This is a genomic window from Trichlorobacter thiogenes, from assembly GCF_900167465.1.
Lineage (GTDB): Bacteria > Desulfobacterota > Desulfuromonadia > Geobacterales > Pseudopelobacteraceae > Trichlorobacter > Trichlorobacter thiogenes.
In genome coordinates, this window is sequence record NZ_FUWR01000034.1 from 1 (window position 1) to 16,495 (window position 16,495).

14 protein-coding genes and 1 tRNA gene are annotated in these 16,495 nt (G+C 48.8%); all 15 read left to right on the forward strand.

Features of this window, described 5'->3' with window-relative positions:
• Positions 1-165: EF-Tu C-terminal domain-related protein (locus B5D39_RS16340; RefSeq protein WP_483028306.1), on the forward strand; the 165-nt coding region annotated here is incomplete at its 5' end.
• Positions 166-241: 76 nt separating this feature from the next.
• Positions 242-391 (forward strand): 50S ribosomal protein L33, encoded by a 150-nt coding sequence (rpmG, locus tag B5D39_RS16345; protein WP_012469399.1) that lies wholly within the window; start codon positions 242-244, stop codon positions 389-391.
• Positions 392-411: 20 nt separating this feature from the next.
• A tRNA-Trp gene (locus tag B5D39_RS16350) sits at positions 412-488 on the forward strand.
• A gap of 69 nt (positions 489-557) precedes the next feature.
• Positions 558-740: a preprotein translocase subunit SecE gene (gene secE, locus B5D39_RS16355; RefSeq protein WP_078791572.1), complete on the forward strand. Its 183-nt coding sequence runs from the start codon at positions 558-560 to the stop codon at positions 738-740.
• 13 nt (positions 741-753) lie between these two features.
• On the forward strand, positions 754-1,281 hold the full coding sequence (nusG, locus tag B5D39_RS16360; RefSeq protein WP_078791573.1) for a transcription termination/antitermination protein NusG: 528 nt from the start codon (positions 754-756) through the stop codon (positions 1,279-1,281).
• A 54-nt stretch (positions 1,282-1,335) separates the two neighbouring features.
• Positions 1,336-1,761 carry a 50S ribosomal protein L11 gene (rplK, locus tag B5D39_RS16365; RefSeq protein ID WP_078791574.1) on the forward strand — a complete coding sequence of 142 codons (426 nt, stop codon included), beginning with the start codon at positions 1,336-1,338 and terminating at the stop codon, positions 1,759-1,761.
• A gap of 46 nt (positions 1,762-1,807) precedes the next feature.
• Complete coding sequence (gene rplA / locus B5D39_RS16370) at positions 1,808-2,509, forward strand: 50S ribosomal protein L1 (protein WP_078791575.1); 702 nt, start codon at positions 1,808-1,810, stop codon at positions 2,507-2,509.
• 149 nt (positions 2,510-2,658) lie between these two features.
• On the forward strand, positions 2,659-3,183 hold the full coding sequence (rplJ, locus tag B5D39_RS16375) for a 50S ribosomal protein L10 (protein ID WP_078791576.1): 525 nt from the start codon (positions 2,659-2,661) through the stop codon (positions 3,181-3,183).
• Positions 3,184-3,239: 56 nt separating this feature from the next.
• Positions 3,240-3,620: a 50S ribosomal protein L7/L12 gene (gene rplL / locus B5D39_RS16380; RefSeq protein WP_078791577.1), complete on the forward strand. Its 381-nt coding sequence runs from the start codon at positions 3,240-3,242 to the stop codon at positions 3,618-3,620.
• Between the two features lie 163 nt (positions 3,621-3,783).
• Positions 3,784-8,277, forward strand: a complete 4,494-nt coding sequence (gene rpoB, locus B5D39_RS16385) for a DNA-directed RNA polymerase subunit beta (protein WP_078791578.1) — start codon at positions 3,784-3,786, stop codon at positions 8,275-8,277.
• A 77-nt stretch (positions 8,278-8,354) separates the two neighbouring features.
• Entirely contained in the window at positions 8,355-12,512 is a 4,158-nt protein-coding gene (rpoC, locus tag B5D39_RS16390) for a DNA-directed RNA polymerase subunit beta' (protein WP_078791579.1), read from the forward strand.
• Positions 12,513-12,893: 381 nt separating this feature from the next.
• Complete coding sequence (rpsL, locus tag B5D39_RS16395) at positions 12,894-13,265, forward strand: 30S ribosomal protein S12 (RefSeq protein WP_078791580.1); 372 nt, start codon at positions 12,894-12,896, stop codon at positions 13,263-13,265.
• 23 nt (positions 13,266-13,288) lie between these two features.
• Positions 13,289-13,759, forward strand: a complete 471-nt coding sequence (gene rpsG, locus B5D39_RS16400) for a 30S ribosomal protein S7 (RefSeq protein ID WP_078791581.1) — start codon at positions 13,289-13,291, stop codon at positions 13,757-13,759.
• Between the two features lie 26 nt (positions 13,760-13,785).
• Positions 13,786-15,864 carry an elongation factor G gene (gene fusA / locus B5D39_RS16405; RefSeq protein WP_078791582.1) on the forward strand — a complete coding sequence of 693 codons (2,079 nt, stop codon included), beginning with the start codon at positions 13,786-13,788 and terminating at the stop codon, positions 15,862-15,864.
• A 35-nt stretch (positions 15,865-15,899) separates the two neighbouring features.
• On the forward strand, positions 15,900-16,495 hold a 596-nt coding region (locus B5D39_RS16410), incomplete at its 3' end, for a GTP-binding protein (RefSeq protein ID WP_139366822.1).

The window sequence follows — 16,495 nt, forward strand, 5'->3', positions numbered from 1 at the left end:
GTTGCAGAACTGCCAGCAGGCACTGAAATGGTAATGCCTGGTGACAACGTAGCTATGACCGTAAACCTGATCACCCCTATCGCAATGGACGAAGGTCTTCGCTTCGCCATCCGTGAAGGTGGTCGTACCGTAGGCGCCGGCGTCGTCAGCGCAATTATCGAGTAAGATACAGGATGTGCCAGCAGGCGCTGTCAGCCGTAAAGGTTGCCAGCGCCTTGCTCGCGTCTGAAAAGGAAGAGCGATGAGAGACATCATTACCCTTGCTTGCACCGAGTGTAAGCAAAGAAACTACACCACAACCAAGAATAAAAAGATTACTCCTCAGAAGCTGGAGTTCAGTAAATATTGTCGTTTTTGTCGTAAGCATACCCCCCACAAGGAAACAAAATAGAGGGGTGCGACAACAGTTGCAGGCCAGTAGCTCTAATTGGTAGAGCGCCGGTCTCCAAAACCGGATGTTGGGGGTTCGAATCCCTCCTGGCCTGCCATTTATTTAATAGCCTTGAGTGTTGATTCGTCATGCAATTGTATGTCAGGCGCATTTTTGGGAGAGTGTTGTGACGAATGTGAAGACATTTTTCGAGTCAGTAAAACTTGAGCTGAGCAAGGTTACCTGGCCAACTCGTAAGGAAACCGTTGCAACAACCGGCGTCGTGATCCTGATTGTTTTCATGGTCTCTATTTACCTCGGTTTGTGCGATGTGGTCCTGTCCAAGCTGATGCGTTTGGTATTGGGATAACAGGAAAATAATTATGAGCCAGAAATGGTATGGCGTACATACATATTCAGGGTATGAAAACAAGGTTCGCCTCAATCTGACCGAGCGGGTCAAGAATGAGAAGATGGAAGATCTTTTTGGTGAAATACTGATCCCATCTGAAACCGTTGTTGAGCTCAAGAAAGGCGAGAAGAAGACCTCTTCCCGTAAATTCTTTCCTGGCTATATTCTGATCAAGATGGTGCTGACTGACGAAACTTGGCACATTGTTAAGGAAACTGCCAAAGTAACCGGTTTCGTCGGTGGGAATACCCCTTTTCCTATTCCTGATGAGGAAGTCAATAAGATTGCTCGCAGGATGGAAGAAGGTGCAGAGAAACCACGTCCTAAAATTGAGTTCGATGTTGGTGAGACGGTTCGGGTTGTGGATGGTCCGTTCCTGAACTTTACCGGTGTTGTTGAAGATGTTAAGCCGGATAAAGGTAAGCTGCGGGTTGCTGTTACCATATTCGGACGTTCAACCCCGGTTGAACTAGAGTTTATGCAAGTAGAGAAGTGCTGACAAAATCCGTTTTCTTTTGCAGAAGGCGGTACGTAATAAAAGGAGTGCATTCCAATGGCTAAGAAGATAACCGGCTACATAAAACTGCAAATTCCTGCAGGTAAGGCTAACCCCTCGCCTCCAATTGGTCCTGCTCTTGGTCAGCATGGCGTCAATATCATGGAATTCTGCAAGGCCTTTAATGCCAAGACCCAGGCTGATGAAGGTACTATTACCCCTGTTGTTATTACCGTTTATGCAGACCGGTCTTTTTCATTCATAACCAAGACCCCACCGGTTCCGGTTCTGATTAAAAAGACGATCGGTATTGAGAGCGGTTCAAGTGTGCCGAACAAAACCAAGGTTGGTAAGCTGACCAAGGCTCAAGTAGAAGAAATTGCCAAGAAAAAAATGCCGGATCTGAACGCGGCCTCTGTTGAAGCAGCCATGCGAACAGTAGAAGGTACTGCTCGTTCCATGGGTGTCGATATTGTAGAGTAACATCGGCTTCTGCCGAGGAAACAGAGTTCAGTAGGAGAGGACGGACATGTCAAAGAGTACAAAAAAACATAGCGCCGCAATGACCAAGATTGACCGTAACTCGGTTTATCCCCTAAAAACAGCGGTTGAAGTTGTAAAAGATACTGCTTACGCCAAATTTGATGAAACAGTCGATGTGGCAGTTAAGCTGGGTGTTGATCCACGTCACGCAGATCAGATGGTTCGTGGTGCTGTTGTTCTGCCCAACGGTCTGGGCAAGAATGTACGGGTGCTGGTGTTTGCAAAGGGCGAAAAAGAGAAAGAAGCTCTTGACGCTGGTGCGGACTATGTCGGTGCTGATGACCTGGTTACCAAGATTCAGGAAGGCTGGTTTGATTTTGATACCGCTATTGCAACACCAGATATGATGGGTGTTGTTGGTAAAATCGGTAAACTGCTCGGTCCCCGTGGACTGATGCCTAACCCTAAAGTTGGTACGGTTACTTTTGAGGTTGGACGTGCAGTAAAGGAATCCAAGGCTGGTAAGGTTGAGTTCCGTGTAGAGAAGGCTGGTATTGTCCACGCTCCTATCGGTAAAGTTTCTTTTGATGCTGAAAAGCTTCAAGGTAACCTGGTTGCTTTAGTTGAGGCGCTGGTAAAAGCTAAGCCTTCAGCTGCAAAAGGTACCTATATCAAGAAGATCTCTCTCTCATCAACGATGGGCCCTGGAATTAATCTTGATATTAGTGATGTAACCGCAAATATTTAAAAGTTTTTAGCCAAAGTCACAGACAGCAGGCGCAGCCAGCATAAAGACGTAACAGGTCTGCCTGCCGAGACTTGGGTTCGTAAGTTACCTTACGCTCCTGACTTTGGCATGGGGATCCCCCCAGAAACCAAAAGAAAGGAGGACGACGCTTGAAAAAATCTGTCAAGCAGGAACAAGTAACGCAGATGCACGATAAGTTGACGCGTGCAAAGGCAGTGTTTTTAGCTGATTTCCGCGGAATGAATGTGGATAAGGCAACAACGCTGCGTAACGAGCTTCGATCTGCCAGCGTTGAGTACAAGGTGTTTAAGAACACCCTGTTTGATATCGCTGCACAAGAAACCGAGGCTGCGTGCCTAGCTCCCTATCTTGCCGGCCCAACAGCGGTAGCTATTTCCTATGACGACCCTGTCGGTGCTGCCAAGGTTCTGTCCAAATTCGCCAAAGAAGCAAAAGGCGTATTTGTACTTAAGGCTGGTATGCTTTCCGGCAAGGTTATTGATGTAAACCAGATTCAGGCACTTGCAGATCTCCCCTCACGGGAAGTTTTGCTTGCCAAGATGCTCGGTTCAATGCAGGCACCAGCTACCAACTTTGTTGGTGTTCTGGCAGCATTGCCTGGCTCACTGGTTCGCGTTCTGGATGCTATTCGGGTACAAAAAGAAGGCAACTAGAACTTTTCGTTGTACCTATACAAAATTAAACACTCGATACCTATATGGAGGATATCATGGCTGACATTACTAAGGCAGATGTAGTTGCATTTATTGAAAAGATGACCGTTCTTGATCTGGCTGAGCTGGTTAAGGAACTGGAAGAAAAGTTCGGCGTTTCTGCAGCTGCACCTGTAGCTGTAGCTGCTGCAGCTCCTGCTGCTTCAGCTGAAGCAGCTGAAGAGAAGACCGAATTTGACGTTATTCTGAAGAGTGCCGGTGCTAACAAGATCAACGTGATCAAAGTTGTACGTACGCTGACCAGCCTGGGTCTGAAAGAAGCAAAAGACCTGGTTGACGGCGCACCGAGCCCAGTTAAAACCGGCATTGCCAAGGCAGAGGCCGATGAAGCAGTAAAGCAACTGGTTGAAGCTGGCGCAGAAGCAGAAATCAAATAGTTGCGCAGTGCAATACCTGCAGGAAGCCAAGGTCGCCTGGTGCGGCCTTGGCTTGTCCTGTTTTTAACAATCCCCCTGGCATGCGATTAGTGATTTAATGTAATTAAATCAGTATTTTGTGTGCTGTTGTCTGTTCTTTATGCTACTTGCCGAAGGAGAAGGTATGGCCTACTCGATCGCCAACAACCACCTGCTGCGCAAAAATTTTGCCACTATCAAGAATATCATTGATATCCCGAACCTGATTGACATCCAGAAAAACTCTTACCGCCGTTTTTTGCAATCCGACGTGCCGTTGGAATTGCGTAAAAATATTGGTCTTGAAGCTGTTTTTAGGTCTGTTTTTCCAATTAAGGATTTCAGCGAAACTTCATCACTTGAGTATGTCTCCTATACACTGAGTAAACCCAAGTACGATGTAGTAGAGTGTCATCAGCGCGGTATGACCTATGCAGCCCCTATGAAGGTTAAGGTGCGGCTTGTTATCTGGGATTCCGGTAAGGAATCGGGTGTCCGTGGTGTTAAGGATATCAAGGAGCAGGAGGTCTACTTCGGGGAAATTCCGTTGATGACCGAGAACGGCACCTTTATCATTAATGGTACTGAGCGCGTTATCGTCAGTCAGTTGCACCGTTCACCTGGTGTATTCTTTGACCATGATAAAGGGAAAACCCACTCTAGCGGTAAAGTGCTTTATTCTGCACGCGTAATCCCTTACCGGGGCTCATGGCTTGATTTTGAGTTTGACCACAAAGATATACTCTTTGTCAGAATTGACCGCCGTCGTAAGATGCCGGCCACGGTTCTGTTAAAGGCTCTTGGGTACTCCGTTGAGCATCTGCTTAACTATTATTATAAGAGTGAGCAGATTGTTATTTCTGGTGGTGAGCTGCGTAAAGCGATTGAACCGGAACTGTTGACCCTCCAAAAGGCTGTCGTTGATGTTGCCGATGCCAAAGGCGAAGTGATTGTCAAGGCCAATAGAAAGTTTACCAAGGCCTCAATCAAAAAGCTTCTTGATCATGGTGTAACAACCATACCAACCGTTGCCGAGAGCATTATCGGTCGCTATGCATCAGCTGATGTTGTTGATCCGGTTACCGGTGAAATCCTGTTGGAATGCAATCAGGAATTGACTGCTGACAAGTTGGATGAATTGCGTTTGAAAGAGGTTGGCTCTTTCGGGCTGCTCTATATTGATGGACTCAATATTACCTCTTCATTCCGCGACACCTTGCTTGCTGATAAGGTTAACAGCAGCGATGAGGCGTTGATTGAGATCTATCGCCGTCTCCGCCCTGGCGATCCTCCAACGCTTAAAAGCTCGCTTGTGCTGTTTGATAACCTGTTTTTTAATCCAGAGCGCTATGATCTTTCTGCGGTCGGACGTCTGAAGCTAAACTTTAAACTCGGTCTGAAGGTATGGCCTGATTGTACTATCCTTAACGGACCTACCATGCTGACTGCTGCAGAACTGCAGCATGCTGATCAGTTGATCGGGAGTCTGGTAAACGGTTCCCGTCCAGTTGATATGGCGCTTAAGGAAAGAATCTCCACAGACCTTGCCAAAACACTTAAAAAACTTGATCTGCAGCAGCCTGTACCTGAGCGTGTGCTGGAACAGCTGGCAGACGAGTTGAACGGAATTGTTGCCAACCCTGAATTTTTCCAGCGTGATCTGTTGGAGGGCGTTGAACTGCCTGACGTGTTCACTAAGCTGGTGGATCTGATTGAGCAGGGTGGCTATGATGAAAACCGTCGTCGTATTGAAGGGCTTCGTCGTAACCGGATGCTGCTTGAGGTTGCCTTTGGTGGTTCTGTAGAACGCTGCCAGCGGAACGATATCCTGGAGATCGTGCGTTACCTGATCGAGTTGAAAAACGGTCGTGGCGTAATTGACGATATTGACCACCTGGGTAACCGTCGTGTACGTGCTGTTGGTGAGCTGCTTGAAAACCAGTACCGTATCGGTCTGGTGCGGATGGAGCGGGCTATCAAGGAGCGGATGTCTCTTCAGGAAGTTGAAAACCTGATGCCCCACGATCTGATTAACTCCAAGCCGGTTTCAGCGGTGGTCAAGGAGTTCTTCGGCTCTTCCCAGTTATCACAGTTTATGGACCAGACCAACCCGCTGTCTGAGGTTACCCACAAACGCCGTCTGTCGGCCCTTGGACCAGGTGGTCTGACCCGCGAACGTGCCGGTTTTGAGGTCCGTGACGTACACCCTACGCACTACGGCAGGGTCTGTCCGATTGAGACACCGGAAGGTCCGAACATCGGTTTGATCGCTTCGCTTTCAACCTATGCCCGGATCAACGAGCATGGCTTTGTTGAAACACCGTATCGTCTGGTTCGTGAAGGCCAGGTTACCAACGAAGTTAAATTCTTCTCGGCACTTGAAGAAGAAGGACACGCCATTGCTCAGGCAAACGCCCTGATGGATCAGGATGGTCGCCTCATCAATGAGTATGTCTCCGCTCGGAAGAGTGGTGAATTCGTTCTGGTACAACGGGATGAGATTGAGCTGATGGACGTGGCTCCCAAGCAGCTGGTGTCCGTTGCAGCGGCCTTGATTCCCTTTTTGGAAAACGATGACGCCAACCGGGCACTGATGGGTTCAAACATGCAGCGTCAGGCAGTACCGCTGTTGCGTGCCGACTCACCGCTGGTGGGTACCGGTATGGAGCGGATTGTTGCCAAGGATTCTGGTGTTTCAGTTATTGCTCGCCATAACGGTATGGTTGATGCGGTTGACGCAGGCCGGATCGTCATCAAGATTGATGAAGAAGAATTCGATGAGGCCGGCACTGGGGTTGATATTTACAACCTGGTCAAGTTTTCTCGCTCGAACCAGAACACCTGTATTAACCAGAAACCGGTGGTTAAGGTGGGAGATAAGGTCAAACGCGGCGATGTGATTGCCGATGGTCCTTCAACCGACATGGGCGAATTGGCTCTTGGTCAGAACATCATCGTGGCGTTTATGCCATGGGGTGGTTACAACTTCGAGGACTCCATCCTGGTTTCAGAGCGCCTGACCAAGGATGACCGGTATACCTCAATCCATATTGAAGAGTTTGAGTGTGTTGCCCGTGATACCAAACTGGGCAAGGAAGAGATCACCTCTGATATTCCAAACCTTGGTGAAGAAGCACTCAAGGATCTGGATGAGTCCGGTATCATCAGGATCGGTGCTGAAGTCAAACCGGGTGATATTCTGGTCGGTAAGATTACTCCAAAAGGTGAGACACAGCTCTCTCCTGAAGAGAAACTGCTGCGTGCCATCTTCGGTGAAAAGGCCGGTGATGTGCGTGATACCTCGCTGACCATACCTCCGGGTGTGGAAGGTACGGTCATTGGTGCCAAGGTCTTCTCACGTAAAGGCAATGATAAAGATGCCCGGACTGAGCTGATTGAGAAGATCGAGGAAGAAAAACTCCGTAAGGATGAGCAGGATGAGGTTCGTATTATCCGTGATTCAGCCCGCGGAAAACTGAAGCGCCTTCTGGTTGGCAAGACAGCCGGTGCCAAAGTTGAAGATCGTCAAGGTGTGACCGTGCTTGCCAAAGGTAAGAAGATTACCGAGGAACTGCTTGAGTCATTGACCATGGATCGCTGGGCTACTATTTCAGTTGATGATGGTACTGATGTAGAAGAAAAAGTGGCTGAGGTTATCTCCAAGCTTAATGAACAGGTGGAACTGATTCGTGGTGTATTCGACGATAAGGTTCAAAAGCTGCGGAGAGGTGACGATCTGCCTCCTGGCGTGATCAAGATGGTTAAGGTCTACGTCGCCATTAAGCGTAAGCTGCAGGTCGGTGACAAGATGGCCGGTCGCCACGGTAACAAAGGTGTTGTTTCCAGGATTATGCCGGAAGAGGATATGCCGTACATGGATGACGGTCGCCCGGTTGAGATCGTACTGAACCCGCTTGGCGTTCCTTCCCGTATGAACGTGGGACAGATTCTTGAAACACACTTGGGTTGGGCTGCAAAGGGACTTGGCTGGAAAATTCAGAAAATGCTTGAAGAGCATACGTCTGAGGAAAACCTGAAGAAATTTATCCGTGAAACCTATGATAACCCTGAGTTTAACAAGATCCTTGATACCATGGATCGTGAAGAACTCCTGCTGGTCGCCCGTCGCTTGTCACGTGGTGTACCGATGGCCTCATCAGTTTTTGAAGGGGCAGGGGAGGCTAAAATCAAGGAGCTGTTGACCAGGGCAGGATTTGCAACCAATGGTCAGGTAACACTCTTTGACGGCCGTACAGGTGAGCCGTTTAAACATAAAGTAACGGTCGGAATCATGTATGTGCTGAAACTGCACCACTTGGTAGACGACAAGATTCACGCACGTTCTATTGGACCTTACTCGCTGGTAACGCAGCAGCCGTTGGGTGGTAAGGCGCAATTCGGTGGTCAGCGTCTTGGTGAGATGGAGGTCTGGGCAATGGAGGCGTATGGCTGTTCCTATGCACTCCAGGAGTTCCTGACCGTTAAGTCGGACGATGTCTCCGGTCGTACCCGTATGTACGAAGCGATCGTTAAGGGTAAGCACACCCTGGAGCCAGGCCTGCCTGAATCCTTTAACGTGCTTATCAAGGAACTTCAATCACTCTGCCTTGACGTGGAGCTGCTTGAAGGGGACGAGTAACACCGTGCGGTAGTCATGCCGCTGTTGCGGACCATTTGGTTCGCCCTGATGATGAGACTTATACTGGAGGATAGACCGTGGAAGATTATTTCACAGGAAGCTTCTTCGATAAACCTAAAGATCCGCTGCATTTTTCGTCCATCCGTATCTCAATCTCCTCACCGGAGAAGATACGCGAGCGTTCTTTTGGTGAAGTGAAAAAGCCTGAGACGATAAATTATCGGACCTTCAAGCCGGAACGTGATGGTCTGTTCTGTGCCAAGATATTTGGACCGACCAAAGATTACGAGTGTAACTGCGGTAAATACAAGCGGATGAAGCACCGTGGCATCATCTGCGAAAAGTGCGGCGTTGAGGTTATTCCCTCAAAAGTTCGCCGTGAGCGCCTCGGGCATATTGATCTGGCTACTCCGGTTGCTCATATCTGGTTCCTTAAGTCGCTACCATCCCGGATCGGTAACCTGCTTGACATTACCCTGAAGGATCTTGAGCGGGTACTGTATTTTGAGGCCTTTGCCATTACTGATCCCGGCACCACACCGCTGAAGTTCTGTGAGGTGTTGTCTGAGGACAAGTTCCTTAAGGCTCAGGAAGAGTACGGCTTTGATGCCTTTGATGGTGGCATGGGTGCAGAAGCAGTTCGTAAGTGCTTGCAGGCGCTGGAGCTCGATGAACTGGCTGTGCAGCTGCGGATGGAGATGATGGAGTCCACCAGTGAGGCCAAGCGTAAAAAGGTTGCCAAACGTCTTAAAGTTGTTGAGGCGTTCAAGCAATCCGGCAACAAGCCTGAGTGGATGATCCTTGAGTGTATTCCGGTACTACCACCTGAACTGCGTCCGTTAGTTCCTCTGGATGGTGGCCGTTTTGCTACTTCTGACCTGAACGATCTCTATCGCCGGGTAATTAACCGTAACAACCGTCTCAAGCGTCTCTGCGAGCTGCAGGCACCAGAGGTGATTATCCGCAACGAAAAGCGGATGCTGCAGGAAGCGGTTGACGCACTGTTTGATAACGGCCGTCGTGGCCGGGCCATAGCCGGACCCAACAAGCGTCCGCTCAAGTCACTGTCTGATATGCTAAAAGGTAAATCAGGCCGGTTCCGTCAGAACCTGTTGGGTAAGCGGGTTGACTACTCAGGTCGTTCCGTTATCGTTGTCGGTCCTGAGCTGAAGTTGCACCAGTGCGGTCTGCCTAAGAAGATGGCGTTGGAGCTGTTTAAGCCGTTTATCTACAATAAACTCGAAGAGCGTGGGTATGTTACCACCATCAAGAGCGCCAAGAAGATGGTTGAGAAGGAACGCCCCGAGGTTTGGGACGTACTTGAAGAGGTCATCAGGGAGCACCCGGTCATGTTGAACCGGGCACCAACTCTTCACCGTCTTGGTATTCAGGCTTTTGAACCGGTTCTGATTGAGGGTAAAGCTATCCAGCTGCATCCATTGGTCTGTACCGCCTTTAACGCCGACTTCGACGGTGACCAGATGGCTGTACACCTGCCGCTTTCCATTGAAAGCCAGGTTGAGACCAGGGTTCTGATGATGTCTACCAACAACATCCTTTCCCCGGCCCACGGTAAGCCAATTATTGTGCCTTCACAGGATATGGTTCTTGGTACCTACTACATGACCAGAGAGCGTATCGGCGCAAAAGGTGAGCGGACTATCTTCGCTTCTCCTGAAGAAGTGCGTATCGCCTTTGACCATGGTGAGGTTGATATGCAGGCACGGGTCAAGGTGCGGATGATTGACGCACCTGACAATCCTGAAGAAAAACCACAACTGGTTGATACGACCGTTGGCAGGATCATCCTTCGTGAAGTGTTGCCACCACAGGTTCCTTTTTCTGCCATTAACAAGGTCATGAATAAGAAGGAACTCTCCAACCTGATTGATACCTGTTATCGTCTTGCTGGCAACAAGGAAACCGTTATTCTGGCTGACCGTCTGAAGGAAACCGGTTTCCGCTATGCGAACCTGGCTGGTATTTCAATCTGTATTGATGACATGGTTATCCCTGAAGGGAAGCAGGCCATCATTGACAGAGCAAACGAAGAGGTTCAGGAAATCCAGAATCAGTACACCGAAGGTTTGATTACCGATGGTGAGCGTTACAACAAGGTTATCGATATCTGGGCAAAGGCTACGGAAGAGATTGCCAAGGAGATGCTGGGTAACCTCTCCAAAGAAATCGTCATTGATACTGACGGTAAAGAGGTAGAGATACCTTCCTTTAACGCTATTCACATGATGGCAGATTCCGGTGCGCGGGGTTCGGCTCAGCAGATTCGTCAGTTGGCCGGTATGCGGGGCTTGATGGCCAAGCCATCAGGTGAAATTATTGAAACACCGATTACGGCAAACTTCCGTGAAGGTCTGACCGTGTTGCAGTACTTCATCTCAACCCACGGTGCGCGGAAGGGTCTTGCTGATACTGCGTTGAAAACTGCAAACTCCGGTTACCTAACCCGTCGTCTGGTTGACGTGGCCCAGGATGCAATTATCACTGAGGATGATTGTGGTACGTTAGACGGCCTGACAGTCAGTTCGCTGACTGAGGGCGGTGAGGTTATTGAACATATTGGTGACCGTATCCTTGGCCGGGTTGCTCTTGATGATATTCATGATCCGATTACTGATGAGATTCTGGTTGAGGCAAACCAGGAGATTGATGAGAATCTGGTTAAGAAGATTGAAGATGCCGGTCTTGAAAAAGTTAAGATGCGTTCAGTGCTTACCTGTCAGAGCAAGCGTGGTATTTGCGCCAAGTGTTACGGACGTGATCTTGCCCGGGGCCATATCGTGAATATGGGTGAAGCGGTTGGTGTTATCGCCGCACAATCCATTGGTGAGCCTGGTACCCAGCTGACCATGCGTACCTTCCACATCGGTGGTACTGCTTCACGTGCTGCTGAGCAGACCTCTCTTGAAGCTCGCTATGAAGGTTTGGTCAAGTACATCAACCTGCATACCGTTGTGAATGCAGAAGGCTTCCATATTGTCATGAGCCGTAACGGTGAAGTTTCCGTGGTTGATGAGACAGGTCGTGAGCGCGAGCGGTACGGCGTTGTCTATGGTGCCAAACTGAAGATAGGCCCGGAAGGTATGGTGAAGGCCGGTGAAACACTTGCTGAGTGGGATCCGTACACCATGCCAATTTTGTCTGAAGTTGGTGGACGGATTAAGTTTGGTGACATTATCGAAGGCGTCACCATGGAAGAGAAACTTGATGATGTTACTGGTCTCTCCCGTAAAGAAATTGTAGAAACCAAGGATTCTGATAAACGTCCGAGAATTGCCATAAAGGACGTTGGTGAGTCTGGAGCAACCATCGGGCGCTACTATCTGCCGGTGGGGGCAATCATTAACGTGATTGAAGATGCCGTCATCTACGGCGGTGATATTATTGCAAAGATTCCGCGAGAAACAACCAAGACCAAGGATATTACCGGTGGTCTGCCACGGGTTGCTGAGCTGTTTGAAGCACGTAAACCAAAAGATTTCGCGGTTATTACTGAGATCGACGGTAAAGTGAATTTTGGTAAAGACTCTAAGGGTAAGCGTAAGGTTGTAGTAACACCAGAGCTTGGTGAACCCAAAGAGTACCTGATACCAAAAGGCAAGCATATAAGTGTTCACGAAGGCGACTATGTGCGTGCTGGTGAGCCGTTGATGGATGGTTCATCCAACCCCCATGACATTCTGCGAGTACTTGGTGTCAAGGAACTTGCTAAATATCTGGTTGACGAAGTACAGGAAGTGTATCGGCTTCAGGGTGTTAAGATTAACGACAAGCATATTGAAGTTATTGTGCGCCAAATGCTGCGGCGCGTCAGAATTAAGGAGGTCGGTGATACGAACCTCTTGATTGATGACCAGGTTGAGCGCTATGTGTTTGAAGAGGAAAATGCCAAGGCCTTCGATGAGGGTAAGCGTCCTGCAACTGCAGAGCCTCTCTTGCTTGGTATTACCAAGGCTTCTCTCTCAACGGAGTCGTTCATCTCGGCGGCCTCCTTTCAGGAGACAACCAAAGTCCTTACACAGGCAGCTATTGAGGGCAAGATAGACCATTTGCGCGGCTTAAAAGAGAACGTTATTATGGGACGTCTGATCCCTGCAGGTACCGGTATCCCGCGTTATCGTCATCTGCGCCTGCATGTGGAAGATCAGGCCTCTGAATCTTCTGTGGAACAGGCAGGAGCTGCTCTTGAAGCGGACGTAGAACAGCAGGCTGCATAAATAAGAGATCGTAAGTGACTGAAGCTGCATGCGGAGTAATGTCTGTATGCAGCTTTTTTTAAATGATTGAAAAAAAAGATTGACAGTGCGCGTGTAACTGTTTATGTTACGCGTCTCAACTCAATGAGGAAGCGCGACCATGTAGCTAAGCAGTAAGCTACAGACAGAGGATGGAGATGCTGGTGAAATTCCGGCCCTACACTTATTCCATCCCCCACCATGTGAACTTGCAATTGTCGCGCAGGCTCAAAGTAATGCTGGAAATGTGTTAAAAAGATATGTCAATGAAAAATGTGTTGACATCATATCTACAATATTGGTAGTTTAAGAATTCGCGCTTTTTGCGTTGAAGACTTTTGCTGCTGGGAGACAGGTAAGCGTATGCCAACGATCAATCAGTTGATTCGTCAGGGTAGGGAAAAGAAGCGGGATAAGTCAACTGCGCCGGCTCTGAAGAGCTGTCCGCAAAAGCGTGGCGTCTGTACGAGGGTTTATACTACGACCCCTAAGAAGCCTAACTCCGCACTTCGTAAGGTTGCTCGTGTTCGCTTGACTAACGGGATTGAGGTTACCTCATACATTCCGGGTGTTGGTCATAACCTGCAGGAGCACTCGGTTGTTTTGATTCGTGGTGGCCGGGTAAAGGACTTGCCGGGTGTTCGTTATCATATCGTGCGTGGTACGCTTGACTCCGTTGGTGTTAAGGGTCGTATGCAGGCTCGTTCCAAGTACGGCGCCAAGCGTCCTAAGTAAAAAGTATTTCAGAGGGGTAAGGTATGCCAAGGAGACGTGAAGTACCTAAGCGTGTAATTCTGCCGGATCCAAAATATAATGATAAGACTGTGGCAAAGCTGATCAACATTTTGATGGTTGGTGGCAAGAAGAGTGTTGCTGAGTCAATTCTGTATCGTGCGCTGGATATTGTTGAGAATAAGACTGGTGAAGAGGCTGTAAAGGCTCTGAAGAAGTGTCTTGATAATATTAAGCCGACGCTGGAAGTTAAATCTCGGCGTGTTGGTGGTTCAACCTACCAGGTTCCGGTTGAGGTTCGTCCTGACCGCCGGGTTTCGTTGGCGATGCGCTGGTTGATTAAGTATTCCGCTGCTCGTTCCGAGAAGACCATGACAGAAAAAATGGCTGGCGAAATCCTGGATGCCTTTAATAGTCGTGGCGCTGCCGTGAAGAAGCGGGAAGATACTCACAAAATGGCTGAGGCAAACCGTGCCTTTGCTCACTATCGCTGGTAGTTTTTAGCTGGCTGGAGGAATAGTTCGTGTCACGTTTGTCACCTCTTAGTAAATATCGCAACATTGGTATCATGGCGCATATTGACGCCGGTAAAACCACTACGACAGAGCGTATTCTGTATTACACCGGTGTATCCCATAAAATCGGTGAAGTGCATGAGGGTACTGCTACCATGGACTGGATGGAGCAGGAGCAAGAGCGTGGCATTACCATTACCTCTGCTGCCACCACCTGTGAGTGGAATGATCACCGGATCAATATTATTGATACCCCGGGGCACGTTGACTTCACGATTGAGGTTGAGCGTTCGTTAAGGGTGCTCGATGGCGCAGTTGCTGTATTCTGTTCAGTTGGTGGTGTTGAGCCCCAGTCTGAGACAGTTTGGCGTCAGGCTGATAAGTACTGTGTTCCTCGTATTGCATTTATTAATAAGATGGACCGTATCGGTGCTGATTTCTTCCGTGGTGTTCAGATGATCAAGGATCGTTTGAAGGCGAATGCGGTGCCGATTCAGTTGCCGGTTGGTAAAGAAGATTATTACAAGGGTATTATTGACCTTGTTCGCATGAAGGCGATTATCTGGGATGAAGAGTCTCTGGGTGCCAAGTTTCATGAAGAAGAAATTCCTGCAGATCTGCTTGATGATGCTCAGGAATGGCGCGATAAGCTGATTGAAGAAATCTCCAGTCATGATGACGCCTTGATGGAGAAGTACCTTGGTGGTGAAGAGCTGACCGAAGCAGAGATTATGGCTGCTATTCGCACCTGCACCATCAATATTCAGATTATTCCTGTGGTTTGTGGCTCATCCTTTAAGAACAAAGGTGTTCAAAACCTGTTGGATGCAGTTGTTGATTATATGCCGTCTCCGCTTGATATTCCTGCCATTAAGGGTATTGATGAGTCTGGTAATGAAGTAGAGCGCAAGGCTGATGATGCTGAGCCGTTCTCAGCCCTTGGTTTCAAAATTATGACTGACCCGTTTGTTGGGCAGCTTACCTTTATCCGCGTGTACTCAGGTGTTCTGCAGTCTGGTTCGTATGTATATAACGCAACAAAGGGCAAGCGCGAGCGGATTGGCCGTCTGTTGAAGATGCATGCCAACAAGCGTGAAGAGATCAAAGAAGTATATGCTGGTGATATTGCTGCTGCAGTAGGTCTTAAATATACCACTACCGGTGATACACTTTGTAATGAAGATCAGGCTGTTATTCTTGAGTCTATCGAGTTCCCTGAGCCGGTTATTTCAATTGCAATTGAGCCCAAGACCAAGTCTGACCAGGAGAAATTAGGTCTTTCACTCCAGAAGCTGGCAAGTGAAGATCCTTCCTTCCGGGTTAAGACTGACGAAGAGACTGGTCAAACCATTATTTCCGGTATGGGTGAGTTGCACCTTGAGATTATCGTTGATCGTATGATGCGTGAATTCAAGGTAGAGGCGAACGTTGGTAAGCCTCAGGTTGCCTACCGCGAAACAATCACCAAGAAGGTTAAGGTTGAAGGTAAGTTTGTGCGCCAGTCCGGTGGACGTGGTCAGTATGGCCATGTTTGGTTGGAAGTGGAGCCTCAGCCAGAGCCGGGCAAAGGGTATGAATTCGTTGACGCCATCAAGGGTGGTGTTGTGCCTCGTGAATATATCCCGGCAGTTGATAAAGGGATTTTTGAGGCAACCGACAACGGTGTGTTGGCTGGATTCCCGGTTGTTGATGTGAAAGTAACCTTGATCGATGGTTCCTACCACGAAGTTGACTCGTCAGAAATGGCATTTAAAATTGCCGGTTCGATGGGCTTTAAAGAGGGCTGTCAAAAAGCTGGTCCGATTCTGCTTGAGCCGATTATGTCTGTTGAAGTTGTTGTTCCTGAAGAGTACATGGGCGAGGTTATTGGTGACCTTAACTCCCGTCGCGGCCGTATCATGGGAATGGATTCACGTGCCGGTGCTCAGGTTGTCAGCTCCATGGTTCCATTGGCAAACATGTTTGGCTACTCAACCGACCTTCGTTCCGCAACACAAGGGCGTGCAACCTACGCCATGACCTTTGATCATTACGAGCCGGTACCGAAGTCGGTATCCGATGAAATCATAGCAAAAGTAAAAGGGTAATACCCCTCGATTTAAGAAACAGGAGGAACCAGTCGATGGCCAAGGCTAAATTTGAGCGTAATAAGACGCACGTAAACATCGGAACAATTGGTCACGTTGACCATGGTAAGACCACATTGACCGCAGCAATCACCAAAGTGCTTGCCGGCAAAGGTCAGGCCGAATACAAGGCGTTTGACCAGATTGACAACGCCCCTGAAGAGCGTGAGCGTGGTATCACCATCGCAACCGCCCACGTAGAATACGAAACCGACAAGCGTCACTACGCCCACGTCGACTGCCCAGGTCACGCTGACTACGTCAAGAACATGATCACCGGTGCAGCCCAGATGGACGGCGCAATTCTGGTTGTATCAGCAGCAGACGGCCCAATGCCCCAGACCCGTGAGCACATCCTGCTTGCCCGTCAGGTTGGCGTACCTTATATCGTAGTTTTCCTGAACAAGGCAGACATGGTAGACGACGCTGAACTGCTTGAACTGGTAGAATTGGAAATTCGTGAACTGCTTTCCAGCTACGACTTCCCTGGCGACGATATTCCAATCATCAAAGGTTCAGCTCTGAAAGCCCTTAATGGCGACAAAGACGAACTGGGTGAAGACTCTGTAAACGCCCTGATGGACGCAGTAGA

What these genes read in the sequence shown, in the direction of transcription:
- rpmG (WP_012469399.1), top strand. Translation starts at nt 242, where the DNA reads ATGAGAGACATCATTACCCTTGCTTGCACCGAGTGTAAGCAAAGAAAC.
- nusG (WP_078791573.1), top strand. Translation starts at nt 754, where the DNA reads ATGAGCCAGAAATGGTATGGCGTACATACATATTCAGGGTATGAAAAC.
- rplK (WP_078791574.1), top strand. Translation starts at nt 1,336, where the DNA reads ATGGCTAAGAAGATAACCGGCTACATAAAACTGCAAATTCCTGCAGGT.
- rplA (WP_078791575.1), top strand. Translation starts at nt 1,808, where the DNA reads ATGTCAAAGAGTACAAAAAAACATAGCGCCGCAATGACCAAGATTGAC.
- rplL (WP_078791577.1), top strand. Translation starts at nt 3,240, where the DNA reads ATGGCTGACATTACTAAGGCAGATGTAGTTGCATTTATTGAAAAGATG.
- rpoB (WP_078791578.1), top strand. Translation starts at nt 3,784, where the DNA reads ATGGCCTACTCGATCGCCAACAACCACCTGCTGCGCAAAAATTTTGCC.
- rpsL (WP_078791580.1), top strand. Translation starts at nt 12,894, where the DNA reads ATGCCAACGATCAATCAGTTGATTCGTCAGGGTAGGGAAAAGAAGCGG.
- rpsG (WP_078791581.1), top strand. Translation starts at nt 13,289, where the DNA reads ATGCCAAGGAGACGTGAAGTACCTAAGCGTGTAATTCTGCCGGATCCA.